Raw genomic sequence first — 25,900 nt, 5'->3', positions numbered from 1 at the left:
AGCCATCCCATGAGCAAGCACGCTCCCTCCGAGATGGGCCTGTTCTCGCCCGTCATCATCAAGCCTGCGATCCTGCAGGCCTTCCGCAAGCTCGATCCGCGCAGCCTCGCGCGCAACCCGGTGATGTTCTCGACCGCGGTGGTCTCGGTTCTGGCCACCATCCTGGTTGTCCGCGAGGGGCTGACCGGCGGCCCGGTGTTCTGGATCGGGCTGCAGATCGCGATCTGGCTCTGGTTCACGGTGTTGTTTGCCAATTTCGCCGAGGCCGTCGCCGAGGGGCGCGGCAAGGCGCGGGCCGACGCCTTTCGGTCGACCCGGTCCTCGGCGCTCGCCAAGGTGCTGGTCGATCCGGCCAACCGGGTCGTCTACGGCACCAAGGAGGTCGAACTCGTCGAGCCCGGCGAGGTCATCCTGGTCGAGGCCGGCGACATCGTGCCGACAGATGGCGAGATCATCGAGGGCGTCGCCTCGGTCGACGAAAGCGCCATCACCGGCGAGTCGGCCCCCGTCATCCGCGAATCCGGCGGCGACCGGTCCTCGCTCACCGGCGGCACGCGGCTGGTCTCGGACTGGCTCGTGGTGCGCGTCACCGCCCGCCAGGGCGAGACCTTCCTCGACCGGATGATTGCGATGGTCGAGGGCGCCAAGCGCCAGAAGACACCCAACGAGATCGCGCTCGACATCCTGCTCGCGGCGCTGACGCTGGTCTTCCTGTTCGTCGTGGTGACGCTGCCCTTCTTCGCCTCCTGGTCGGGCACGACGCTGCCGGTGATCTATCTCGCTGCCCTGTTCGTTACGCTGATCCCGACCACGATCGGTGGGCTGCTCTCGGCCATCGGCATCGCCGGCATGGACCGCCTGGTGAAGGCCAACGTCATCGCCAAATCCGGCCGCGCGGTCGAGGCGGCCGGCGACATCGACGTGCTGCTGCTGGACAAGACCGGGACGATCACCTTCGGCAATCGCATGGCCAGCGCCTTCGAGCCGGCGGCGAATGTCAGCGAGCGTGATCTCGCCGAGGCCGCCTTCCTGGCCTCGCTGTCGGACGACACGCCCGAAGGCAAGTCGATCGTCGATCTGGCCGCCACGCGCTTCGGCTTCGATCCCTCGGCCGGGGCCGGAGCGACCTTCGTGCCCTTCACGGCGCAGACCCGCATGTCCGGCGTCGATCTCCCCGACGGCCGCGCGCTGCGCAAGGGCGCCTCCGACACCATGGCGAAGCTCACCGGCGGCGCGCTGTCGGCCGCCGTCGAGCAGGCGGTGCGCAAGATCGCCTCCTCGGGCGGCACGCCCTTGGTGGTGGCGCGCGGCAACGCCGTGCTCGGCGTCGTCCATCTCAAGGACGTGGTGAAGCCCGGCATCCGGGAGCGCTTCGCAGAGCTGCGCCGCATGGGCATCCGCACGGTGATGATCACCGGCGACAACCCGCTGACGGCGGCCGCCATCGCAGCGGAAGCCGGCGTCGACGATTTCCTGGCCGAGGCCACGCCGGAAGCCAAGCTCGCCTTGATCCGCAAGGAGCAGGCGGAAGGGCGGCTTGTCGCGATGTGCGGCGACGGCTCCAACGACGCACCCGCGCTGGCCCAAGCCGATGTCGGCGTCGCGATGAATTCGGGCACGCCCGCCGCCAAGGAGGCCGGCAACCTGATCGACCTTGACAGCGACCCGACCAAGCTGATCGAGATCGTCATGGTCGGCAAGCAGCTCCTGATCTCGCGCGGTGCCCTGACGACCTTCTCCATCGCCAACGACGTCGCCAAGTACTTCGCCATCCTGCCGGCGCTGTTCGTCACCGCCTATCCGGGGCTGGCGGTGCTGGACGTGATGGGGCTTGGCAGCCCGCAATCGGCGATCCTGTCGGCGATCATCTTCAACGCGCTCGTCATCGTCGCGCTGATCCCGATCGCGCTGAAGGGCGTGCGCTATGCCCCCGCCTCCGCATCCCAGCTGCTCGGCCGCAACCTGCTGATCTACGGGCTCGGCGGCCTCATCGTTCCGTTCATCGGCATCAAGGCGATCGACCTGATCGTCGACCTGCTTCATCTCGCCTGAGGAGACAGACACCATGACCTCCTATTTTCGTCCCGCGCTCGTCCTGCTCGGCGCCTTTAGCCTCCTCACGGGGGCCGCCTATCCGCTCGCCGTCACCGGCGTCGCCCAGGCGGTGCTGCCCTTCCAGGCCAACGGCTCGCCCGTTCTGAAGGACGGTGCCGTGATCGGGGCGGCGCTGATTGGCCAGTCCTTCGCCGCGGAGACTTACTTCCACGGCCGGCCTTCGGCCACCGCGGCGGCCGATCCGCAGGACCCGGCCAAGACTGTCGAAAGCCCGTACAATGCGGCCAATTCGACCGGCTCCAATCTTGGTCCCAGCTCTGCTGCGCTCAAGCAGGCGATCACCGAGCGCGTCGCGGCGCTCGGCGGCGGGGCGCAACCGGCCGATCTCGTGACGGCGTCAGGCTCCGGGCTCGATCCCCACATCTCGCCACAGGCCGCCCTTGTCCAGATCGGTCGCGTCGCCGCGGCACGCGGCCTGGCCGAGGAGCGCGTCAGGCAACTCGTCCAGGCGCAGGTCGAGCCGCCTCTGCTCGGCGTGCTCGGCGAGCCTCGCGTCAACGTCCTGGCGCTCAACCTCGCCCTCGACAGGCTGGCGCGCTGATGCTCAGGTCGCGACCCCATGCCGAGCGCGCCTGACGACAGACCGACACCGGAATCCTTCCTCGCCGAGGCGCGCGGCGAAGAGGAGAGGAGCGTCGGTCGGCTCAAGATTTTTCTGGGCGCATCGCCCGGCGTCGGCAAGACCTTCGCGATGATCGAGGAGGCTCGCGTGCGGCAGCGCGCGGGCCTCGACGTCGTGGTGGCGCTGGTCGAGACGCATGGGCGGGCCGAGACCGCCGCTTTGCTCCAGGGCCTCGAACAATTGCCGCGCCGGCTCGTCGCCTATCGCGGCCAGGATCTCAGCGAGCTCGACGTCGACGCCCTGCTCGCGCGCAAGCCCGCCATCGCGTTGATCGACGAACTCGCCCATACCAATGCGCCGGGCTCGCGCCACCCCAAGCGCTGGCAGGATGTCGTCGAGGTGCTGGATGCCGGCATCGACGTAGTCACCACGCTGAACATCCAGCATGTCGAGAGCCTCAACGATATCGTCGCCCGCATCACCGGCGTGCGCGTGCAGGAGACGGTGCCCGACCATCTCCTGCAGCGGGCGGACGCGATCGAGCTGATCGACCTGCCGCCTGAGGAGCTGATCAAGCGCCTGCAGGACGGCAAGGTCTATGTGCCGCAGCAGATCGGCCAGGCGCTGGAGAACTTCTTCGGCAAGGGCAAGCTGACCGCGCTGCGCGAACTCGCCTTGCGCACGGCGGCCAGCCGGGTCGATGCCGAGATGCTGGCCTGGATGCAGGACCATGCCGTCAAGGGCCCCTGGCCGGCCGAGGAACGCCTGCTCGTCTGCATCAACGAGGCGCCCGTCGCCCGCAGCCTGGTGCGGGCCGGCAGGCGCATGGCCGAGCGCGCCCGCCTGCCCTGGATCGTCGCCACGGTGATGACGCCGCGCCATGAGGCGCTTCCGGCCGAGACGCGCGCCGTCACCCTCGAAGCCTTGCGCCTGGCGGAGACGCTGGGCGCGGAAACCGTCGTGCTGCAGGCGGAGTCGAACGTTGCGGCCGAGGTGCTGCGCTATGCAAGGCAGCGCAATGTCTCGCGCCTCGTCATCGGGCGTCCGCGCTCGCACAGCTCCCGGTGGCAGCGCCTGCTCGGCGTCTTCCGCGAGCCCGTGGCGGACCGGCTGCTCGACGACGCCACCGATTTCGAGATCACCGTGGTGACGCCCCATGCCCGCATCGAGCGCCGCAAGGCGGCCGCCGGCCCGGTGCTGCGTGGCCCCTGGCAAGGCTACGCTGTCGCGCTGGTCGCCATCGCGATCGCGACGCTGCTGGCGCTGCCGATCTCGATCTGGGACGCGGTCCCCGGCGGCGCGATCTCCGCGATCTATCTCGCGGCGGTGCTCGTCGTCGGCGCCCGGCACGGGCTGGGGCCCTCGCTGCTCGCCGGTCTGCTCGGCTCGGCCGCCTATAATTTTTTCTACACGCCACCCTTCTATTCGCTCGACATGCGGCGCCCGGAAGACGTCGTCTCCGTCGCTGTCTACCTCCTCGGCGCCGTCTTCACAGGCAGCCTGGCGAGTCGGTTGAAGGCGCAGGTCGAGGCGATGCGCGCGGCGCAGCGGCGAACCGCGACGCTCTATGATTTCGCCCGCAAGATCGCCTCGGCGACCGAGACCGACGACGTGCTCTGGGCGGCGGCCTTCCACATCGCCGCCACGCTCGACGGCCACTCGCTGATCCTGATGCCCGATGCGGCGGGAACGCTGCAGCAGGTGCAGGGCCACCCCACGATCGAGGACCTCGACGCCCGCGCCGAAGGCGCCGCGCGCTGGGCGTTTGAGAAAAACGAGCCGGCCGGTGCCGGCACGGCGACGCTGCCGATGAGCGAATGGCTGTTCGTGCCGCTTGCCACGGCGGGCCGAACGCTCGGCGTCGTCGGCGTGCGGTTCAAGGACAGGCTGCGCGGCCTCGACCCTGAGACGCGACGGCTGCTGATCGCCGTCGAGGACCAGGTCGCGGTCGCCGTCGAGCGCACGCGTCTGGCCGAGGAACTGGCCGACGCCCGCGTCTCGGCCGAGGGCGAAAAGCTGCGCGGTGCGCTCTTGAACTCGGTCAGCCATGATCTGCGCACGCCGCTGGTGACGGTGATCGGCGCCGTGTCGAGCCTCGCGGAGACCGACGGCGTGCTCGATGCCGCCGACCGGCGCGAGCTGACGCTGACGGCGCTGGACGAGGCGCGCCGGCTCGACCGCTATGTCCAGAACCTGCTCGACATGACGCGGCTCGGCCATGGCGTGCTGGCGCCCAAGCGCGCGGCGGTCGATCTGCGCGAGATCGTCGGCGTCGTCCGCACCGATCTGAAGCGCGTGCTCGCCGGCCACAGCCTGATCATCGAGACCCCGCGCGATCTGCCGGCGCTCCATGTCGATCCGGTGCTGATCGGCCAGGCCATTGCCAACATCGTCGAGAATGCCGCGAAATATGCACCGGCCGGAACGTCGATCACGATCACGGCGCGGGCCGACGGCGCCATGGCCGAGATCGCCGTGACCGACGAAGGCCCCGGTATCCCCGAGGCCGAGCGCGAGCGGGTCTTCGACCTGTTCCACCGGGTCGCGGAGGGCGACAGCCGGCCGGCGGGCACCGGGCTCGGCCTGTCCATCGTCAAGGGGCTGGTCGAGGCGCATGGCGGCACAGTCATGGCCGGCGCCGGACCTGATGGACGCGGCACCGCCATCGTGATGAGGCTGGCTTTAGCGCCTTCCAGCAGCGAAGAGACCGAATGACCGAGCCCAAGCCCGCCCGCATCCTGGTGATCGACGACGAGGCGCCGATCCGCCGCTTTCTCGCGATCGTGCTCGGCGCCGGCGGCTTCGAGATGCTGGAAGCCGACCGCGGCCGGCTGGGCATCGAGCGCGCCGCGACGATGGCGCCGGACGCCGTGCTGCTCGATCTCGGCCTGCCCGACATGGACGGCAAGGCGGTGATCGAGGCGATCCGCGAATGGTCGAGCGTGCCGATCCTCGTCCTGTCCGTGCGCGATGCCGAGACCGAGAAAATCGCGGCGCTCGACGCCGGCGCCGACGACTACGTCACCAAGCCGTTCTCGACCGGCGAATTGCTGGCGCGGCTGCGGGCGCTGCTGCGCAGCCGCCGCGAGCGCGCGGCAGAGCCGGCGGCCATCCGCATCGGCGGGCTCGAGATCGATCTGGCGAGCCGATCGATCAGCGTGGACGGCGCCTCGCTGAAGCTGACCCGCAAGGAGTTCGACGTCGTCGCGCTGCTGGCGCGCAATGCCGGCAAGCTGGTCGGCCACAAGCAGCTGCTGACGACGATCTGGGGCCCGGCCCATGCCGCCGACACCCATTATCTGCGCATCGCCGTGGGCCATATCCGCGAGAAGATCGGCGACGACGCCGCCGACCCCCGCTTCATCGTCACCGAACCCGGCGTCGGCTATCGGCTGGTGGATGCGCGCAGCGCGGCCAGCTGACCGGGATGATCGCGGCGACGCCGCGCTGATGGCGCAGCGGTCGGAGCGAGGGCGCGATCACGTCTGGATTGCTCCTAGCGCGCGATGATTTTCAACGGCAGCCCCAGAATCGCAACCGGTAAGGCCACGATCGCCTCGAGCGATCCGGTCACGGCATCATGCGTGGCGCTCCCCGCGCTGGGGGGGCGATGGACGCCCTGCTCCAGCACGGTGCGCAGCTGGGGCGCGATTTCGGCGAGCTGCGCGAACTTGCCGTGATTGCTGGCATCCGTCGCCTTGACATCGGTCATGTCGACGACGACCGCGCCGAGTTCGGCCAACTCGGCGGTGTTGCCGTCGGCGCCGAGGCGCGCCTGCCCTCCGGCGATGAAACGCGACGCGGCGAGCGCCTTGTCGTCCTTTGACAGGACGACGAAGAACGGCCGCTTCGGCTTGCCGAACCGGCGCATCTGCGACTTGAAGACGTCGATGTCGATGTCCGGAGCGGCCAGGACGATCGCGCCGAGCTTGCCCATGGGCGGTGTCTTGCCGGAAATCTTGATCTGCCGCAGGGTCTCGACGGTGACCCAGTTCCCCATCGAGTGGGCCAGGATGTTGACCTGCTCGGCATTGCTGTCGAAGAGCAGCCGGATGGTGCGCTCCAGATCGTCGCGGGCCGCCGTGGCGCTGTTGGTGTCGTAGACATATTGCGTCACCGCGCCCCGCGAGGCCCAGGTGAACAGCACCGGGACAGCCGGCGCCTTCGAATCATGCACGACCTGGCCGAAGCGATAGAGGCTCTCGGCGAACATCGTGTTGTAGCCGTGGATGAACAGCAGCACCTTGCGGCTGCCGCGCGGTCGCTGCGCGAGTTGCGCGTTGAGCGCTTTCAGGAACGCCTTGTCGCCATCGAGATAGCCCGCCTGGCGGACGACGAAATCGGTCTGCGGGTTGCCCGGCGCTGTCGAAGCCCATTCGATCTCGCCCGGCTTGTGCGTTGGCGGCACCGACAGGCGAACCGTCGCGAAATCGAGCGGCTTGGCCCGCTCACCGTTGAACAGCGTCCCGGGCCGCTCGTCGCGCTGGCGCGTGGTCGCGACCAGAATGGTGTGTTCGGTCGCGCCCGGCGCCGCCTCCCCGACCGCCGCGAGAAACCCCGTCTCGGGCCGCGAGGCACAGGCGCTGACCGCCAACGCGGCCAGCATGGTGCAGATGAGAGCGAGGCGGCGCGCAACATCGGACATCGGTCAACTCCAGAACCACGCGATACGCGCGCTCAACCACAGCATCGGCATCCTGCCGATGAGATATGACGCCCCTGGGAAGGGGATGGGAACGGCATTGCGATCAGGGCGATCAAAGCCCTGGCGCCCGGAAGAACCGGCGCGACCCTGAACACCTTCATGATCCTCCCCCCTGCCGGCCCATGCGCAATCTCGATTGCAGATTTCAGAGCTTGATGCAAAGCCATTGAGGCGTCCACACCGCCATGCCGGAGATCCCATGGGAACCATGCGCCCGTCTGCGCAAAGTCATGGCGCATCCTCTGCGCTTCGGTTTCACGCGAACGTTGGGTCATTCCGCCATTGACGATCGGGACGGACACTCATCCGAAAGCTGATGCCGGGATGGATGACCGCCATGACATGCAGTGACTGAATCCGCCCTTGCGGAAGCGTCGGCGTTGCACCGCCCACTGCACGGCTGCGGCGGCCTGCCGCGAATGCTCGCCCTCAGCCTTGAGGTGGATGCCGCCGATGGGTGAGGGCTCGGGCGAGGCCAGCCGATCGAAATCGATGATGTCGATTCCGCAACGCCGGGCCTGCTGCCGCTCGTCGAGGTCGAAGGCGACACGTTGAGCAGCCCGAGAGGCCTGACGCGCTCCGATCCCCGAAGCACGCTGCTCAACACGGTTTCTCTTCCCCGCTCGGCGTGAAGTCCGAGGCACGCCGTCAGAGTCCGCAGTTCTGGGCAGCGCCGTCTGGCTTCGCCTTGCGCTCGATCAACGGCCTTGGCGCAGCCTGCGCTTATCGTTCCGGCGAGAGCGACCTGCGAGGCGAGCGGCCGTCCCCGCAGGAGCGCGGTGGAGAGGCTGATGACCCAACCCGATTGGCATGCGATCCCGGCGGCGGACGCATTGGCGACGCTCGAAGCGACCGCCGGCGGCCTGAGCGCCGAAGAGGCGAAGGCGCGCCTTGCGACCCATGGATCCAACCTTCTGCCGCAGCAGGAGAGGCACGGCCCGCTGCGTCGCTTTCTGGTCCAGTTCGACCATGTGCTGATCTACGTCCTCCTGGGTGCCGCCGTCGTCACCGCCGGGCTCGGTCATTGGCTGGATACGGGCGTGATCCTCGCGGTGGTGCTTGCCAATGCGATCATCGGCTTTGTTCAGGAAGGCCGCGCCGACGAGGCCATGGACGCCATCCGCCAGATGCTGGCGCCGCGCGCCTCGGTGCTGCGCGACGGCCGGCGCGTCACGGTCGACGGCGCGGCTCTGGTGCCGGGCGACATCGTGCTGCTCGAGCCGGGAGACAGGATCCCGGCCGATCTGCGGCTGCTCGAGGTCCGCGGCCTGGCCGTGCAGGAGGCGATCCTGACGGGCGAATCCGTGCCCGTCTCCAAGAATGCCGCACCCGTGGCAAGCGAAAGCGCGCTCGGGGATCGCCGCTCGATGGCGTTCTCCGGAACGATCGTGACGCAGGGCACGGCGCAGGGGCTGGTGACGGGGACCGGCGCGAACACCGAGATCGGCCGGATCGGCGGGCTCATCGCCGGGGTCGAGCAACTGACCACGCCGCTCGTGCAGCAGATGGACCATTTCGCCCGCTGGCTGAGCCTGCTCATTCTCGCCATCGCCGGCCTGCTGCTCCTCTATGGCTACGCCGTGGCGCATCGCGATTTCGCGGAATTGTTCATGGCGGTGGTCGGCGTGGCCGTGGCCGCCATCCCAGAGGGCCTGCCCGCGGTGATGACGATCACGCTCGCGATCGGCGTCCAGGCGATGGCGCGGCGCAACGCCATCGTCCGACGGCTGCCAGCCATCGAGGCGATCGGCGCGGTCTCCGTCATCTGTACGGACAAGACCGGTACGCTCACGCGCAATGAAATGGCAGTGGTTACGGTTGCGACACCGGAGGGCGTGTTCACCGTCGGGGGCGAAGGCTATGCGCCGTCAGGCGCGATCTCCCCCGCGCCTGGAGGCCTCGCCGGTATCGCCCTGGCAGCGCGGCTGTGCAACGACGCCGAACTGCATGAGACTGCTGGCGTCTGGATCGTCGAGGGCGATCCGATGGAAGGGGCCCTGCTCGCCTTCGCCGGGAAGGTCGATCCGGTCTCGGGACAGGGCTGGAACCGCTCCGACGAGATTCCCTTCGATGCCCGCAACCGCTACATGGCCGTGCTGCATACCGGCCCGTTGGGCACGCTCCTGCACGTCAAGGGCGCGCCCGAGCGCGTGCTCGACATGTGCGTCGATCAGGGGACGCCCGATGGCGTGACGGAGATCGACGCCGAGGCCTGGCGCCGCACCGCAGACGAGATCGCAGCGCAGGGCCAGCGCGTGCTGGCGCTCGCGGTCCGCCGCACCGCACCGGGGCCGATCGGAGCCTCGGCCTTCGAGGGGCAGCTCACGCTGCTCGGGCTCGTCGGGCTGATCGACCCGCCACGACCGGAAGCGGTTGCCGCCGTGGCCGATTGCGCGGCCGCTGGCATCCGGGTCAAGATGATCACCGGCGATCACGCGGGAACGGCGGCCGCGATCGGCAAGCAGATCGGTCTGGCCAATACGCGCGACGTGCTGACGGGCGCCGATCTCGATGATCTCGACGATGCACAGCTCCGTCAGGAGGTGCTCGATACCGACATTTTCGCCCGGACCAGCCCGGAGCATAAGCTGCGCCTGGTCATGGCCCTTCAGGCCCATGGGCTGATGGTCGCCATGACCGGCGACGGCGTCAACGATGCGCCGGCGCTGAAACGCGCGGACATCGGCGTGGCGATGGGCCTGAAAGGCTCAGAAGCCGCCAAGGAGGCCGCCGATCTCGTGCTGGCCGACGACAACTTCACCTCCATCGCGGCGGCAGTGCGCGAAGGACGGACGGTCTACGACAACCTGACAAAGGTAATCAGCTGGACGCTGCCGACCAATGCGGGCGAGGCCATGACGGTCGTGGCGGCGCTTCTGCTGGGCCTGGCGCTGCCGGTGACGGCGGTGCAGATTCTCTGGATCAACCTGATCACCGGGATCACGCTGGGCATCGCCCTGGCGTTCGAACCCACGGAGGCGGGAACGATGCGCCGACCTCCCCGGCCGCGCGGCCAGCCGCTCCTGACCGGCGGTCTGGTCTGGCACGTTCTGTTTGTGTCGCTGCTCTTCCTGGCGGCGGTGTTCGGGATCTTCAGCTATGCGATGGACCGCGGCTATCCGCTGGCCCAGGCGCAGACCATGGCGATGAACACGCTGGTCGTGCTGGAGATCTTCCACCTGTTCTTCATCCGCAACATCCATGGCGCGTCGCTGACCTTTGCCGCCGCGCGCGGAACACGGGCGATCTGGATCACGGTTACCGTCGCGACGGTGGCGCAGTTTGCCATCACCTATCTGCCGCCGTTGCAGCGCATCTTCGGCACGACGGCGCTTCCGCTGGCGGACGGGGTGCTGATCGTCGCCATCGGCGTGGTCTTCTTCATCGTGATCGAGATCGAGAAGCAGCTGCGGCTCGGTCTGCGCCGAATGTGACCGCCCGCTCGCCAGGCAGCAGACGATGGACGCTTCCGGAACCGCCTTCAGCCCCTGCGCTGGTCCGTCCAACGGCGGCCAGCCGGTGGCGCGGGAAGGCCGGTGGATATGGCGAATTCACGGGACAGGATCGCCCATCGACGTTCGCATCCGGTCGATCCGGTGCCGCCATGGAAGACGCGACGGCATCCGGCGACGTCGACAGGGCTGCGTCAAGCACCGCCAGAGACGCTTTCCCTGCCCGGCTGCACGGCGCTCACTTGTCGACGTCGAGGGTGGCCCAGCCGGCCGGGCGGCCGGTCGGCGACAGGCTGCCTCGGTCCTTCTGCGAGCGCAGGATATGCGCCTTGGCCAGCATATGAGCGGTCACCGGCGCGGTCAGGAACAGGAAGATCGTGATCAGCAGTTCGTGGAACGAGATCCGGCCGCTGACCCCGATGAAGTTGAGCATCGAGGCGATCAGCAGCGAGCCGATGCCGAGCGTTGTCGCTTTGGAGGGCCCGTGCAGGCGCCGCATCATATCGGGCAGCTTGGCCAGTCCAAACGAGCCGACGAGGATGAAGAAGGCTCCGATGAGGATCAAGGCCGCGACGGCCCATTCGCCAATCCCGTGCATGGTCAGCATCCTATTCGATCACATTGCCGCGGAGCAGGTATTTGCAGAACGCCACGGTCGTCACGAAGCCGACCATGGCGATCAGCATCGCCGCCTCGAAATACATCGCCGTGCCGTAGACGATGCCGAGCAGCACGATCAGGGCGATCGCGTTGATGACCATGGTGTCGAGGGCGAGGATGCGGTCGGTCACGTCGGGGCCGAGCGCCATCCGGTAGAGATTCAGGATAATGGCGAAGCTGGTAGCGACCATCGCGATCAGACAGGCGGTTTCGATCATTCGAAGATCCTCTTCAGTCTGCGTTCGTAGCGGTGCTTGATCTGGGCGACCGTGTCGTCCGCCCCATCGGCCTCGAGGCAATGCACCAGCAGGGCGCGGCCGTCCGCGCTGATATCGGCCGAGACCGTGCCCGGCGTCATCGTGATCGTCCCGGCCAGAACGGTGATCGCCTCCGGCGAGTTGAGATCCAGCGGCACGGTGATGAAGCGCGACTGCAGGCTGTCGCCGCGGCGAAACAGGATCAGCGAGGCGACCTGGATGTTGGACACCACGATGTCCCAGAGCACCACCAGCATGAACTCGATCATCATCAGCGGAGAGCGCACGCGCGGGCGCCCCGGCCAATAGGCGCTGGTGGTGAGCGGAATCAGAACGCCCAGGACCAGCCCCAGCACCAGATGGCCGAACGTGATCGTGTTGACGAGCAGGATCCAGACGACGACGATCCAGACCGTGAGCAGGGGATGCGGAAACAGACGCATGGCCATGGCCTAGTTCCCCCCGCTGCCGGGGCCCGCGGCGGGCTGGAGCACCGCACGGATATACCCGGACTTGTCGAGCAGTTGCGCCGAGGTCGCCTCGAAGGCGGCGGTGAAGGGTCCGGCGGCGAAGGACAGCACCGCGGTCGCGCCCAGCAGCAGGCCGACGACGACGATCGGCACGAGGGCGGTCGCGGTCAGCCCGTCCCTGACCCGGCCGACCGGCGCGCCGCCGGCCTCATCCCCAGGCCTTGGATTGTTCCAGAAGACCACCGAGCCGGCGCGCGCGAAGCCGATCATCATCAGCAGGCTCGCGCCGAGGATGACGGACCAGATCAAGGGCGCCTGGGCTGTCTCGCGCGTCGCCCCGAGGATCAGCAGCTTGCCGATGAAGCCCGCCAGAGGCGGCATGCCGACCATGGCGATGGCGCCCAGGAAGAACAGCGCGCCCAGAACCGTCTCGTTGGCGATGGCCGGCGCCGGCGCGAGCGTGTCGGACGCCTTGCCGCGCCGCTGGGCGATCAGATCGACGAGCAGGAACAGGGCGGCGCCCGTCAGCGTGCTGTGGACGAGATAGTAGATCGCCGCGGTGGTGCCGACGCCGTCGAACAGCCCCACCGCGATCAGCAGATTGCCCATCGAGGCGACGACCGCGAAACAGACGAGGTCGCGCAGATTGCGGCTGGCGAGCACGCCGACCGCACCGACGATGAGCGTGACGAGCGCCAGCGGGATGACGATCGGCGCAGCGACGGCGCCGAGAGGGCCGGCGTCGGCGCCGAAGATCAGCCCGTAGACGCGGATGATCGCATAGGCGCCGACCTTGGTCATGATCATGAACATCGCGGCCGCTGGAGCCGAGGTCGCGGCATAGGCGCTCGGCAGCCACCAGTGCAGCGGCACCAGCGCCGCCTTGGTGGCGAACACCGCAAACAGCAGCATCGCTCCGGTCTTCAGCAGCGCCTGGTCGCCAGCCGAGACGGCGGCGACCTTGCCAGCGAGATCGGCCATGTTGAGCGTGCCGGTGATTGCGTAGATCAGACCGACGCCGAACAGGAACAGCGTCGAGGCGATGAGATTGATCGCGACGTAATGGAAGCCCGCCTTCAGCCGCGGTGCGCCGCCGCCATGCAGCATCAGGCCATAGGAGGCGATCAGCATGACCTCGAAGAAGACGAACAGGTTGAACAGGTCGCCCGTCAGGAAGGCGCCGTTGACGCCGAGCAGCTGGAACTGCAGCAGCGCATGGAAGTGCCGCCCGCGCGTGTCCCAGCCGACGCAGGCATAGATCGCCACCGCCAGCGCCAGCGCCGCCGTCAGCACCAGCATGGTCGCAGACAGCCGGTCCAGCACCAGCACGATGCCGAAGGGCGCCGGCCAGTTGCCCAGGAAATAGGCCCTGGGCGCCCCGTCGCCGGCCAGCATCAGCAGGCCGATCGCCAGGACCAGCATCAGCACCGTCGCGCCGATCGACACGATCCGCTGATGGATCAGGTGGTGCGGCAGCGCCAGGATGAGCAGCGCCGCCGTCATGGCCGGCAGAACCGTGGGAATGACGATCCAGTGGTTCATGACGGACGCCGCGCCGTGTCGCCATGGGCCCCGGCGGCGGCCGGGCCGCCCTCCTCCGGCGCCGCGAGATCGACCGCGTCGCTTCCCGATTCGAGGAACCCGCGCAGCGCCAGCACGACGATCAGCGCCGTCATCCCGAAGGAGATCACGATCGCAGTCAGGACCAGCGCCTGGGGCAGCGGATCGGCATAGCCCGTCGCCTGCGCGCCGAAGATCGGCGGCTGGTTGATGCCGAGGCGGCCCATCGCGAACAGGAACAGGTTCACGGCATAGGACAGGAAGGTCAGGCCGATGATGACCGGGAAGGTGCGCGCGCGGAGCAGGAGATAGATCCCGACCGCCGTCATCACGCCCGTTGCGCTGGCGACAAGCAGTTCCACCTCAAACCTCCTTCACGACGGCGGTTTTGGCGTCGAGCACGATGTCCATCGGATGATCGGTCACGGGGGACCGCTCGGCGCGCTGCTGGACGCGCGAAATCTGCGCCAGCGACATCAGCACGGCCCCGACGACGGTGAGGAACACGCCGAGATCGAACGCCATCGCCGTCGCCAGCTCGAATTCTCCCACCAGCGGCAGCGAGAAATAGTCGTAGGAGCTGGTCAGGAACGGCCGTCCGAACAGCCAGGATCCCATGCCCGTCAGTCCGGCGATGACGATGCCGGCGCCGATCATCGCCCGCGGGTCGATCCGGGCGCGATCATGGGCCCAGACATAACCGCTGGCCATGTACTGCATGATCAGCGCCATCGCCACGACGAGGCCGGCGATGAAGCCGCCGCCCGGCAGGTTGTGCCCGCGCAGGAAGATGTAGGCGCCGACCGTCAGCGCCAGCGGCAGCAGCGCCCGCGTCGCCACGACCAGCATCAGGGGATGGGCGTCGCGGGCCTCCTCCGCAGAGCGAATGCTGGCCAGCCGCCGCGCCGAGGCCCTCCCGAAGGGGTGATCCAGCAGCGCGTAGATCGCCAGCGCCGCGATCCCGAGCACGATGATCTCGCCGAAGGTGTCGAAGCCGCGGAAGTCGACGAGGATGACGTTGACGACATTGGTGCCGCCGCCACCGGGCTTCGACTGCTCCAGATGATAGGTCGAGATCGTCTCGTAGCCGCGCGTCATCACCCCATAGGCGAGAGCCGCAATGCCGAGGCCGGCGAGCGCGGCGATCCCGGCATCGCGCCAGCGCACCATCCCGCCGATATCCCTTGGCGTCGTCTTGGGCAGCAGATTGAGCGCGAGCAGCAAGAGGACGGTCGTCACCACGTCGACGGAGATCTGCGTCAGGGCGAGGTCGGGCGCCGAGAACTGCAGGAAGGCGAGCGACACCACGAGGCCGACCACGCTGGTCAGGACCAGGGCGAAGACGCGGTCATGGTGGCGCAGCGCCGCGGCCAGACTGGCGACGACCAGGGCGAGCCAGGCGACGACGGCCGGGAACGAGACCGGCAGCGTGGCGCGCGCGCCGGCGCCATGCGACGCGGTCCAGAAGCCACCGGCTGCCAGCACCAGCACGGCGCCGAGAATGATGGCGAAGTAGAGTTGCAGCGAGCCGGTATGCGAGCGCGCGATGAGACCGCTTGCGGCCGTCACCGCCCTGTCGACGACGCGATCGAACAGCGTCTTGGCGTCAGGACGCGGCAGGCCGAGGCGGATGGCGTCCACCCGGCCATAGGCGAGAAACAGGGCCGTGCCGGCGATGAGCGCCGCGATGCTGACCAGCAGAGCCGGCGTGACCCCGTGCCAGATCGCCAGATAATAGGACGGCAGTGGCCCGCCGATCACCGCAAGCGCCGTGCGCGCGACGATAGGCCCGGCAATCAGCGCCGGCAGAAGCCCGATCGCCACCACCAGGACGACGAGCACCGCGACAGGCAGCCACATGCCGGCCGGCGGGTCGTGCGGGTGGGCGGGATAGTCGTGCCGCTTCGGGCCGAAGAACACGCGCACCGCGAGCCTGACCGAATAGGCCACGGAAAACAGCGTCGCCAGACCCACCATCACCGGGAACAGCCAGGGGATGCCGGCATAGGAGGTCTGCAAGGCCTGCTCGAGCATCATCTCCTTGGACAGGAAGCCATTGAGCGGAGCGATGCCCGCCATCGAGGCGGAGGCGATCAGCACCAGCGTCGCGGTGATCGGCATCAGCGTCAGCAGACCGCCGAGACGGCGGATGTCGCGCGTGCCGGTCTCGTGGTCGATGATGCCGGCACCCATGAACAGCGCCGCCTTGAAGGTGGCGTGGTTGAGGATGTGGAACACGGCGGCCACCGCCGCCATCGGCGTGCCGAAGCCCAGCAGCATCGTCATCAGGCCGAGATGGCTGACGGTGGAGAAAGCCAGCAGCCCCTTGAGATCATCCTTGAAGATCGCGATCCAGGCCGCGACCAGCATGGTGACCAGCCCGACGGGCGCCACGATCAGGAACCAGGCGTCGGTGCCGGCGAGCACCGGCCAGAGGCGCGCCAGCAGGAAGACGCCGGCCTTCACCATCGTGGCCGAGTGCAGATAGGCCGAAACCGGGGTCGGCGCGGCCATGGCGTGCGGCAGCCAGAAATGGAACGGAAACTGCGCCGATTTGGTGAAGGCGCCGCCCAGCACCAGCAGCAGCATCGGCAGATACAGCGGCGAGGCCTTGATCAGGTCGCCCCGCTGCAGAATTTCAGACAGTTCGTAGGAGCCGGCGATCTGGCCGAGCATCAGCATGCCGGCGATCAGGAGCAGGCCGCCGCCGCCGGTGACGACCAGCGCCATCCGCGCGCCCTGCCGGGCTTCGGGCAGATGCCGCCAGTACCCGATCAGCAGGAAGGAGGTCAGGCTGGTCAGTTCCCAGAACACCAGCAGGAGCAGGATGTTGTCGGACACCACCACGCCCACCATCGCGCCCTGGAACAGCAGCAGATAGGCATAGAAGCGCCCCATCGGGTCGTTGCGGCTGAGATAGAACCGCGCATAGACGATGACCAGCAGGCCGATCCCGAGGATGAGCGCGCCGAAGAACAGGCCGAGACCGTCGAGGAAGAACGAGAACGAGAGTCCGATCTGCGGCAGCCAGTCCAACCGCGCCTGGACGATCTCGCCGCGATAGACGGCCGGTGCATGCGAGAGCAGCAGGACCATCGCGAGCAACGTCGCCAGCCCCGTCGTGACGGCGCAGACGGTGCGCCCGGACCGGATCGTCAGCGGTGGCAATACTGCCGCCAGAAAGGGTATCAGCGGGATCAGCCACAAGCTCATGAAACAACGACCCCGTCTATCTGCGAATAGGAGTGGAAGAGGCGTTCGATCGTGTCGGGCTCTCCACGCCCATACATCGACGGCGCACGAGCTTTGTCACCCTATTCCATGTTTGCAGATTCGCTCTAGTGCGCAATCGCGCATTTGATCCATTTTTCGACAGGGAACTGCCGCTTCCGATCGTCGGCGGACCTCGGTTCGTCCTGTCGGGCCGCGCATGGGCAAGGAGCCCGTTTCATGTCAGGCGCGCTTCGGGGAGCGCCGTCACGACCGCCTCTGCCCCCGCGACCCACGCGCGGCGGGCGTCTTGGCCTTGTTCTCGGCGTCGAGCTTGCGCCAGCGCGCCAGGCGATCGGGGTCGATCCGGCCTTGTTTGACCGCATCCTGCACCGCGCAGCCGGGCTCGTGCTCATGGGTGCAGTCGCGGAAGCGGCAGAGATGGGTGAGTTCGCTAATTTCGGCGAAGAGCGTATCGAGGCCGGCCGCGGCATCGCTGACATGGAGGGTGCGCATCCCCGGCGTGTCGATGACCCAGCCACCGCCTTCGATGGCATGGAGCGAGCGCGAGGTCGTGGTGTGGCGGCCCTGGGCGTCATGGGCGCGGATGTCGCCGGTCTGCTGCTCGTCCTCGCGCGCGTGGCCGGCCAGCGCATTGACCAGGGTCGACTTGCCGACGCCCGACGAGCCGACGAGCGCCACCGTACGCCCCTCCCCGCACCAGGGCGCAAGCACTTCCGCGACATCGTCTCCCAGCGGGTTGACGGTCACCACAGGCAGGCCGCGCTGCAGCGCGGCCGCCTGCGCGCGATAGGTCTCGGGTTCGGCGGCGAGATCGGCCTTGGTCAGCAGGATCACCGGCTCCGCGCCGCTCTCATTGGCGAGCGCGAGATAGCGCTCCAGCCTAGCGACGTTGAAATCGGCATTGCAGGAGGTGACGATGAACAGCGTATCGATGTTGGCGCCGGCATATTGCGGCATCTTGCTGCCCTCGACGCGGCGCGCCAGCACGGTGCGGCGCGCGAGCAGGCGGCGAAGGAGATGCGTCCCGGGTTCGACCAGAACCCAGTCGCCGACGGTGTAGTCGCCGGTGTTGGCATGAACAGGCAGTTCCAGCCGGACCGGGCCCTCCGTCGCCATCGCGCTCATCCGGGCGCGGTGGACGGTGGCGATCCGGACGGGCACGAGCCCGGAATCGTCGGGATCGATCTGCTCGGCAAAGAAGGGCGACCAGCCCAGCGCAGCCAGTGTCCAGGAAGCGGCGTCGCGATCGGGGGGCATGGTCATGCCCGTCGATAGAGCGGGGTTTCCGCGATCTGGCAAGCGGCGAAACGCCCTCGTTGCTGGGACTCGGCCGCAACGACCCGGCAGCAAGACATCCGCGCCCTGCGCCGGGCACCATCGCGGTTGGCCGCGGCTTTGCTATGGTCGCGGCGGAACGCAAATCCGTCATGCCGACGCCGCCATACCGCCGAGGAGATCACCATGCCCCCGCACCCCCAGGACCTCGCCTATGATCTGGTCATTCGCGGCGGCACCGTCGGCACGGCGACGGCGAGCTACGTCGCCGATGTCGCCGTGAAGGACGGCAAGATCGCGGCGATCGGCACCGGGCTCGGCAAGGGAGCGCGCGAGATCGACGCAACCGGCAAATTCGTCCTGCCCGGCGGCATCGACACGCACGCCCATGTCGAGCAGGTCTCGGCCGGCGGGCTAATGAATGCCGACACCTTCGAGAGCGCCACGACCTCGGCGGCCTTCGGCGGCAACACCACGCTGGTCTCGTTTGCCGCCCAGCATCGCGGGCTCGATTTGCGCAAGGTCGTCGACGACTATGCCGCACTGGCGAAGCGCGGCGCGTTGATCGACTACGCCTTCCACATGATCGTCGCGAACCCCGACGAGAAGACGATCAAGGAAGATCTTCCGGCGCTGATCCAGGAGGGGCACGCCTCGATCAAGGTCTTTATGACCTACGACCTGATCAAGGTCGACGACGAGCCGCTGCTCGACCTGATGCTGACGGCGCGCCGGCACCGGGCCCTGATCTGCGTCCATGCCGAAAACCACGGCATGATCTCCTGGATGGGCAAGAAGCTGGTCGAGCGCGGCTACACCGCGCCGAAGTTCCATTCGATCAGCCATCCGCGCGGCTCGGAATCGGAGGCTTTCACCCGGCTGATCACGCAGGCCGCGCTGATCGACCAGCCGATCATGATCTTCCACGTCTCGACTGCCGAAGGCGCGGCCGTGATCCGGCAGGCGCGCGGCCAGGGCCTCAAGGTCTTCGCCGAGACCTGCCCGCAATATCTGTTCATGACCAAGGCCGATCTCGACAAGCCCGGCCTCGAAGGCGCGAAATGGATGTGCTCGCCGCCGCCGCGCGAGACCGCCGACCAGGACGCGCTCTGGCAGGCGCTGGCACTGGGCGATCTCCAGACGGTGTCCTCCGACCACGCGCCCTACCGCTTCGACGAGAGCGGCAAGCTCTCCGCCGGGCCCAACCCCAACTTCAAGCAGATCGCCAACGGCCTGCCGGGACTGGAAACCCGCCTGCCCCTGATGTTCGACGCGCTGGTCTCGAAGGGCCGCCCCGAATTCGCCGGGCGCGGGCTCGAGGCCTTCGTCGACCTGACCGCGACCGCGCCGGCGAAGATTTACAACCTGCCGGGCAAGGGTGCGATCCAGCCGGGCTATGATGCCGACATCGCGATCTGGGACCCGACGCGCGAGGTGACGATCACGGATGAGGCCATGCACGACCTCACCGGATTCACACCCTTTGCCGGCTATCAAGTGATCGGCTGGCCCGAGACGGTGATCCGCCGCGGCGATGTCGTCATCAGCGACGGGGCGCTCCACGCCAAGGCAGGCTCCGGCCGCTGGCTGGCGCGCACGGGCGGTCCGGCCGCCGAGCCGACCGGCAGGCTCGTGCTGGAGATGGACCCGGAGCGGAATTTCGGCGCGACGATTTTGTGAGCTTTTCCGACGAACGACCTCGTCGGTGCAAGGTTTCGCTATTGCCATGCCCTTTCCAGTGTCATCCCGGGCGAAGCGAAGCGGAGACCCGGGATCCATTCCGGAACGTTGCCTTGAGAGGGTCAGGAATGGATCCCGGATCGGCGCCGCTGACGCGGCTTGTCCGGGATGACGGCGCGGGTGTGCCAGGTGCGTCGGCTCAGCCCTCCGGCACCCACGGCACCATCCGCAGGATCGTGCCGCCGAGCTGGGCGAAGGCGCGCTGGCGGCAGGAGAAGACGATGATCTGCTGGTCGCTGGCCTGGCGGTGCAGCGCGTCGAACATGCGCTCGATCCGGTCGTCGTCGGAATAGACCAGCGCATCGTCGAGGATGACCGGAGCCGGCTGGCCGTCCTTGGCCAGGAGCCGCGCGAAGGCGAGCCGCGTCAGCACCGCGAGCTGCTCGCGCATGCCGCCGCTGAGCACGCCGACCGGCTCCTCCAGCCCGTTGCGGCTGACGGTGCGGGGCAGCAGCGTCTCCTCGTCGAAGGTGACGGTCGCATCCTCGAACAACAGCCCGAGCAGCGGTCGCAACTCCGTCATCACCGGCGCGAAATAATGGTCGCGCGCCTCGGCACGCGCCGCCTCCAGCGCGTCGCGCAGGCGGGTCAGCAGCGCCACTTCGCGCTCCAGCGCCGCCAGCCGCTTCTGCACGGCCGCAAGCGTCTCGCGCGCCTCCTGCCAGGCCTCCTCGATCGCGGCATCGGCGCGGGCCCGGATCCGGCCGTTCAGCTCGGCCGCCTCCTCGCGCAGGCTCGCGGTCTCCGCGGCGGCGCCATCGACCACAGAACGCATCCGCCGGAACTTGGCTTCCGCTGCAGCCAGATCGACAGCGCCCGCGCGCAGGGTCTCGACCTGCGCCTGAGCCGAGGTCCAGGCCGGTTCCGCCTGCGCCAGGGCCTGCGCCAGCTGGGCCTCCTGCGCCTCGCGCCCCTCCTCCGGGCCGAGGCTGGCAGCCAGGCCTGTCAATTCCGAGGCCACGCTCGCCAGCGCACGTTCAGCCTCGACAACAGCCGCGCCGGCTTCATCCCGCGCCGATTGCGCCGCGCGCTGGTCGTGGCGGGAGGCCTGGACCTGCGCTTCAGCCGCGGTCAGGGCAACACGCACCGCAGCGGGATCGCCCTTGATCTCGACCGAGCCAGTCCCCTGCGCCTCCAGCCGCGCCATTCGCTCGTGCAAGGCCGCGAACCCGTCGGGGGCGAGCAGAGCAAGGCGCTGCCGGGCGAGGTCGAGCCGGCCGGTCAGCTCGCGGTTGGCGGCCTCGCGCTGGCGCGCCTCTGCGAGGTTCGCGACGCCGAGGGTGCTCAGCAGGGCGACAAGCTTCGCCTCGACCCGGGCCAGTTCGTCATGCCCGTCGCGCGCAGTCGGCAGCGTCAGCATCAGGCGCCCGATGCCCTCGACCTCGAGTGCGGCGCTGCGTGTCAGCGCGCGTTCCTCGCCATCTGCGAGCGCTGCCCCGTCGAGCGTTATGGCACGCGACGCGCCAGCACGATAATCGACCCGCAGCAGCGGCGTGCGCGCGGCGACCACCGCCCGCAGGCCGATCAGCTCGGTCTCCAGAGCCTCCAGCTGCCGCACCGCCTGCGGCGGCAGCGCCAGGACCTTCAGCTCGGCCTGGATCGTCTCGACCTCCGCCCGGCCGGCCTCGGCGCGGGCATGGTCCTGCTGGAGACGCGCCAGCTGCTCGGCGGCGTCGCGCGCCTGAAGCGCTTTCTCGAGCCGGCTCAGAAGATCGCGTGCTTCGCGCTCGGCGATTTCCGCCGTCTCGACCGCAAGCGCCGCAGCCTGGCCCGCCTCGGCGGCGGCCCGCTGCCGCGCCAGAGCCTCGTCGCGTGTTTGTCGGCCGGCGACATCGCGATCGCGCAGCTCGGCCCATCGCGCGCGCTGGCTGCGGAAGGCGTCCAGCGCCGCGCGTGCCGCATCGCGCTGATTGCGCGCCAGAGCCGCCTCGACCTCGGCGGTCTTCAGGGCCTCGCCATGGGCCTTTGCCGTTGTCCAGGCCAACTCGGACTGGGCGAGATCGCGCAGGCGCTGCGCCTGCTGCTCCGGATCCTCGATCTCGGCGAGCCTGGCGCGCAGGGCGCGGCGACGATCGAGCGCCGCACGCAGTTCGGCGACATCCGCCGCGAGCCGCTTCTCGGTTTCGACCAGCCTGTCGCGCTCCTCGAGGGCTTGTGCATAGGCACCGCCGGCTTTGGGACGCCCCGTCGCCGTGACCAAAACCGACAATTCGGTTTCGCAGCTCGCAAGCGCCTGCGCCATACGGCGGCCACCGGTGAGGGATTCCACCTCGCCCTGGACCGAGGTCAGGACGGATTCGCGCGCGCGCTTCTCGCCCTCCTCGTCCTTGGGCGAGCGCCGCTCGATCCCCGTGATGCCCTGGCGCACCCAGAGCAGGCCGGCGGGCCCCGCCGTGCCGCCCTGGACGAGGTTGGCGATGAAGCGCTCGGCCTCGTCGGCCTGGGCGATGAGCCGGCCCGAGGCGAGTTCGCGCACCATGGCGCGCTTGCCGCCATAGAACTGCTTGGTCAGCCGGAAGGCGCCTGCGGCCGTCAGGATGTCGGCCTCGACCAGCGGGTTGCCGCCGCTATAGGGCCGCAGGCCCTGCACGGCACCGGGCGTGCCGGTATGCGGCTGGAAGAACAGGGCGTGCAGCGCATCGAAACAGGTCGATTTGCCGAACTCGTTGGCGGCGCAGAGCACGTTGACGCCGTCGCCGATGCCCTCGACGGCGACGCCGCGCCCGGCGAAGCGGCGGATATTGTGCAGGCGCAGCGCCGTCAGCTTCATGACGGGCATCTCATGACGGCATGGCCTCGCAATAGGAAAACAGCCGCATGAGCGCGTCGCGCGCCGCTTGGCGCTCGCCGGCGGGGCGGGCCTCGTCGAGGCTCTCAGTGAGCAGCGCATCCGCAGCCTGGCGCAGCGCCCCGGCCCGGTCGATCGCGTCGAGATCGTCACTCTCGCAATCCGTCGCCAGCGCGTCGGCATCCAGTTGCAGGAAGGCGAATTCCGGCGCGACCGCCGCGATCGCGGCATCGAGACCAGCGCGTGCCTGCGGCCGAAGGCGCCCTGCGGCGACGACGCGCAGCAGGGTCTGGCGTCGGACCGGGCCGGCGGGCAGACGCTCTGTCAGAGCCGCGGCACCATCGTCGCCGGAGAGCAGATCGAGCGGCAGGCTGCGCCAGTCGAAGCTGCCGGTCTCCACGGGCGCGACATCGGGCATCGCGCCGGGGCCGGCGAGCGAGACCAGGAGCGCCCGGCCGGGCTGATCATGCTTGAAGCGGTCTGGCTCGGGCGCACCTGAGTACCAGCTGCGCGGGCCGATCGGCATCTGGCCGTGCCAGTCGCCCAGCGCGAGATAATCGAGCCCGGCGCGGTTCGCCCGGTCGGGCGCGATGATGTCGAGGCCGCCGCCATCCTCGGAGAAGCTCTGGATCGCGCCATGGGCGAGCCCGATGCGCAGGACGCCTTCGGGCGTGGCGACGGCGTCCATCCAGTCGGTCAGGTCGCGGCCGGGCCGGCGCGTGGTGCAGGGCGCGGGCAGGATGACGACGCCGGGTGCGAGCGCGAGCGGCGCGGCTTCCGTCGCCAGAACGACATTGGCGGGCAGCGCGGCGCGTGTCGCGGCCCAGAGCTCGTCGGCGAGCAGCGAGTCATGGTTGCCAGGCAGGACGACCCAGCGCAGCGGCGCATGGCCGGCCATGGCGGCGAGCGCCTGGCGCAGCATGGCGGGGCTCGGCGTCTCGGTGTCGAAGCTGTCTCCGGCCAGCAGCACGGTCTCCGCGCCGCCCGCCCGCGCCTGCGCCGCCAGCCGGTCGAGCACCGTGTGGCGCGCCTCGCGCAGCCGGCCGCGCAACTCTTCGGGCATGTTGCCGAAGCGCTTGCCGATATGCAGGTCGGAGGAGTGGAGGAAGCGGAACATCAGACCTCGCGCGCCAGCGGATCACCGAATCCGCCGACCGTTCGCCGCGACACTGCGCGGCTTTGGCGTGTTTGGCGAGGCATCGCCTGTCCGCCGCTACGATCGGCCCGCACGCCGCGCTCAGGCGAACAAATCGGGCTGCCCTGCTTTTTGCGGAGGTTTCGCCTCGTCCAGAGCGTCGAGAAAGGCGTTGGCTTCTCGCGCGATCGTTTCAACTCGCTCGGCCGGCATCTTGTCCAGCGTCCTGTAGGGCATCGCCATGCGCGGATTGTTGCCGAGCCTGGCGCGGTTCTCGATCAGGAAATTCCAGTAAAGCGGGTTGAACGGGCAGGCGCCCGCCCCGGTCTTGATCTTGGGATCATAGGCGCAAGGCCCACAGTAGTTGGACATGCGGTCGATATAGGCGCCCGACGCCGCATAAGGTTTCGAGCCCAGGAGCCCGCCATCGGCGAAGAGCGCCATGCCATGGGTGTTGGGCAGCTCGACCCATTCGAAGGCGTCGGCATAGACGGCGAGGTACCACTCTTCGATCTCGGCCGGGCGGATGCCGGCAAGCAGCGCGAAGTTGCCGGTCACCATCAGCCGCTGGATGTGATGGGCATAGGCGTTGCGGCGGGTGTCCCCAATGGCGTTCGCCAGACAGTTCATTTCCGTCTCGCCCGACCAGTAGAACCAGGGCAGCGGCCGCTCGGCTTTGAGCGCGTTGGTCTGCGCATAGCCGGGCATCTCCAGCCAGTAGATGCCGCGGACATATTCGCGCCAGCCGAGGATCTGGCGGATGAAGCCCTCGACGGCGTTGAGCGGCACCTTGCCGGCGCGCCAGGCGGTCTCGGCGGCGACGCAGACCTCGCGCGGCAGCAACAGCCCGATGTTCAGATAGGGCGACAGCAAGGCGTGGAAGAGGAAGGGCTCTCCTTCAGCCATCGCATCCTGATAATCGCCGAAGGACGGCAGGGCGTCCGCGATGAAATGGTCGAGCGCAGCCAGCGCCTCGGTCCGCGTCACGGCCCAGCCGAAGCCGTCGAGATCGCCGAAATGATCCGGAAAGCGGGCCGCGACCAGCGTGATGACCTCTGCCGTGACCGCGTCCGGGGCCGTGCGCCCCCGCGGCGGCAATGACAGCGACGCCGGCAGGCGCTTGCGGTTCTCCGCGTCGAAATTCCACTGGCCGCCGACCGGCCCGTCATCCTCTATCAGCAGCCCGGTGCGGCGGCGCATCTCGCGGTAGAAGAACTCCATGCGATAGGATTTGCGCCCGTCGGCCCAGGCGGCGAAATCGGCGCGCGAGCAGATGAAGCGGTCGTCGTCGCGGATCTCGACGGGAAGCCCGAGATCCTGCGCCCAGTCGTCCATCATCCGGCGCACCCGCCATTCGCCGGGCTCGGTGACGACGACGCGGTCGGGACGATGGCGAGCGACCGCGCGCGCCAGTTCGCCCGAGAAGGAACCGGTGTTGGCGGGGTCGTCGAGCGCGACGTAGTCGACGCTCAGCCCCTCGTCGCGCAGCTCCTGGGCGAAGTGGCGCATCGCCGAGAGAATGAAGGCGATCTTCTGCTTGTGATGGGGGACATAGGTCGTCTCCTGCGCGACCTCGACCATGAGCACGACGTCTCGGCCGGGCTCGAAGCCATCGAGCGAAGAGAGGTCGCGGTTGAGCTGGTCGCCGAGGATGAGGACGAGGGTCTTCACCGCGCAGGGCTCCGCCGGCACCGGCGGTCGGTTGCAGATCGTGTCGGCCTCATCGCAGCGCTCCCATCGTTGCGATGAGTACGCGCTGCCCCCGCGAACGGTTCAGCCGCGACGCAGGCGGGGGCTGTGCCGCCCTCAGTCCTCGTCTTCCCGTGCCCTGCCGGTTTCGACGAGGATTTCGCGTTTGCCGGCGTGGTTGGCGGGGCCGACGATGCCCTCGTGCTCCATCCGCTCCATGATCGAGGCGGCGCGGTTGTAGCCGATCTGGAGGCGGCG

At 68.7% G+C, this 25,900-nt stretch carries 18 protein-coding genes; 6 read left to right on the top strand and 12 right to left on the bottom strand.

What is annotated here, in order from left to right:
* Nucleotides 1–9: 9 nt before the first annotated feature.
* The 4 genes from kdpB to Q8S38_RS00380 are packed head-to-tail and all read left to right on the top strand — an operon-like array spanning nucleotide 10 to nucleotide 6,099.
* Nucleotides 10–2,052, top strand: coding sequence for a potassium-transporting ATPase subunit KdpB (kdpB, locus tag Q8S38_RS00395; RefSeq protein ID WP_305678433.1), 2,043 nt, complete (start codon nucleotides 10–12; stop codon nucleotides 2,050–2,052).
* A gap of 13 nt (nucleotides 2,053–2,065) precedes the next feature.
* The gene (gene kdpC, locus Q8S38_RS00390; protein ID WP_305678432.1) at nucleotides 2,066–2,656 is read left to right on the top strand and encodes a potassium-transporting ATPase subunit KdpC; all 591 of its coding nucleotides are present in this window, start codon (nucleotides 2,066–2,068) and stop codon (nucleotides 2,654–2,656) included.
* A gap of 18 nt (nucleotides 2,657–2,674) precedes the next feature.
* Nucleotides 2,675–5,392: a sensor histidine kinase gene (locus tag Q8S38_RS00385; protein WP_305678431.1), complete on the top strand. Its 2,718-nt coding sequence runs from the start codon at nucleotides 2,675–2,677 to the stop codon at nucleotides 5,390–5,392.
* Nucleotides 5,389–6,099, top strand: a complete 711-nt coding sequence (locus Q8S38_RS00380; protein WP_305678430.1) for a response regulator — start codon at nucleotides 5,389–5,391, stop codon at nucleotides 6,097–6,099. Before Q8S38_RS00385 ends, Q8S38_RS00380 begins: the two co-directional genes overlap by 4 nt.
* Before the next feature lie 74 nt (nucleotides 6,100–6,173).
* On the opposite strand, the gene Q8S38_RS00375 is transcribed toward Q8S38_RS00380, so the two are convergent.
* On the bottom strand, nucleotides 6,174–7,322 hold the full coding sequence (locus Q8S38_RS00375) for an alpha/beta hydrolase (protein ID WP_305678429.1): 1,149 nt from the start codon (nucleotides 7,320–7,322) through the stop codon (nucleotides 6,174–6,176).
* A gap of 851 nt (nucleotides 7,323–8,173) precedes the next feature.
* Between Q8S38_RS00375 and Q8S38_RS00370 the strand changes: the two genes are divergently transcribed.
* Nucleotides 8,174–10,816, top strand: coding sequence for an HAD-IC family P-type ATPase (locus Q8S38_RS00370; protein WP_305678428.1), 2,643 nt, complete (start codon nucleotides 8,174–8,176; stop codon nucleotides 10,814–10,816).
* 256 nt (nucleotides 10,817–11,072) lie between these two features.
* On the opposite strand, the gene Q8S38_RS00365 is transcribed toward Q8S38_RS00370, so the two are convergent.
* The 7 genes from Q8S38_RS00365 to rsgA all read right to left on the bottom strand — a co-directional run bounded on the left by Q8S38_RS00365 (nucleotide 11,073) and on the right by rsgA (nucleotide 18,278).
* Nucleotides 11,073–11,432 carry a Na+/H+ antiporter subunit G gene (locus Q8S38_RS00365; RefSeq protein WP_305678427.1) on the bottom strand — a complete coding sequence of 120 codons (360 nt, stop codon included), beginning with the start codon at nucleotides 11,430–11,432 and terminating at the stop codon, nucleotides 11,073–11,075.
* 10 nt (nucleotides 11,433–11,442) lie between these two features.
* Nucleotides 11,443–11,712, bottom strand: a complete 270-nt coding sequence (locus Q8S38_RS00360; RefSeq protein WP_305678426.1) for a K+/H+ antiporter subunit F — start codon at nucleotides 11,710–11,712, stop codon at nucleotides 11,443–11,445.
* Nucleotides 11,709–12,200 carry a Na+/H+ antiporter subunit E gene (locus Q8S38_RS00355; RefSeq protein WP_305678425.1) on the bottom strand — a complete coding sequence of 164 codons (492 nt, stop codon included), beginning with the start codon at nucleotides 12,198–12,200 and terminating at the stop codon, nucleotides 11,709–11,711. The genes Q8S38_RS00360 and Q8S38_RS00355 overlap by 4 nt, the downstream gene beginning before the upstream one ends.
* A 3-nt stretch (nucleotides 12,201–12,203) precedes the next feature.
* Nucleotides 12,204–13,763, bottom strand: a complete 1,560-nt coding sequence (locus tag Q8S38_RS00350; protein WP_305678424.1) for a monovalent cation/H+ antiporter subunit D — start codon at nucleotides 13,761–13,763, stop codon at nucleotides 12,204–12,206.
* Nucleotides 13,760–14,143: a Na+/H+ antiporter subunit C gene (locus tag Q8S38_RS00345; protein WP_305678423.1), complete on the bottom strand. Its 384-nt coding sequence runs from the start codon at nucleotides 14,141–14,143 to the stop codon at nucleotides 13,760–13,762. Before Q8S38_RS00345 ends, Q8S38_RS00350 begins: the two co-directional genes overlap by 4 nt.
* A gap of 1 nt (nucleotide 14,144) precedes the next feature.
* Nucleotides 14,145–16,994, bottom strand: coding sequence for a monovalent cation/H+ antiporter subunit A (locus tag Q8S38_RS00340; protein ID WP_305678422.1), 2,850 nt, complete (start codon nucleotides 16,992–16,994; stop codon nucleotides 14,145–14,147).
* Nucleotides 16,995–17,258: 264 nt separating this feature from the next.
* Entirely contained in the window at nucleotides 17,259–18,278 is a 1,020-nt protein-coding gene (gene rsgA, locus Q8S38_RS00335) for a ribosome small subunit-dependent GTPase A (protein ID WP_305678421.1), read from the bottom strand.
* A gap of 198 nt (nucleotides 18,279–18,476) precedes the next feature.
* On the opposite strand from rsgA, the gene hydA reads away from it, so the two are divergent.
* A complete protein-coding gene (gene hydA, locus Q8S38_RS00330; protein ID WP_305678420.1) occupies nucleotides 18,477–19,970 on the top strand; it encodes a dihydropyrimidinase in 1,494 nt (497 codons plus the stop codon).
* Between the two features lie 199 nt (nucleotides 19,971–20,169).
* On the opposite strand, the gene Q8S38_RS00325 is transcribed toward hydA, so the two are convergent.
* The 4 genes from Q8S38_RS00325 to Q8S38_RS00310 form a co-directional block, all read right to left on the bottom strand.
* Nucleotides 20,170–22,800 (bottom strand): AAA family ATPase, encoded by a 2,631-nt coding sequence (locus Q8S38_RS00325; protein WP_305678419.1) that lies wholly within the window; start codon nucleotides 22,798–22,800, stop codon nucleotides 20,170–20,172.
* A 10-nt stretch (nucleotides 22,801–22,810) separates the two neighbouring features.
* Nucleotides 22,811–23,935 (bottom strand): metallophosphoesterase family protein, encoded by a 1,125-nt coding sequence (locus tag Q8S38_RS00320; protein WP_305678418.1) that lies wholly within the window; start codon nucleotides 23,933–23,935, stop codon nucleotides 22,811–22,813.
* 120 nt (nucleotides 23,936–24,055) lie between these two features.
* Nucleotides 24,056–25,624 carry a cryptochrome/photolyase family protein gene (locus Q8S38_RS00315; RefSeq protein ID WP_305678417.1) on the bottom strand — a complete coding sequence of 523 codons (1,569 nt, stop codon included), beginning with the start codon at nucleotides 25,622–25,624 and terminating at the stop codon, nucleotides 24,056–24,058.
* Nucleotides 25,625–25,759: 135 nt separating this feature from the next.
* The coding region (locus tag Q8S38_RS00310; RefSeq protein WP_371125807.1) for a DNA translocase FtsK at nucleotides 25,760–25,900 on the bottom strand (141 nt) is incomplete at its 5' end.

Source organism: Allobosea sp., from assembly GCF_030695125.1.
Classification (GTDB): domain Bacteria; phylum Pseudomonadota; class Alphaproteobacteria; order Rhizobiales; family Beijerinckiaceae; genus Allobosea.
This window is presented reverse-complemented; position numbering and strand designations above follow the sequence as displayed.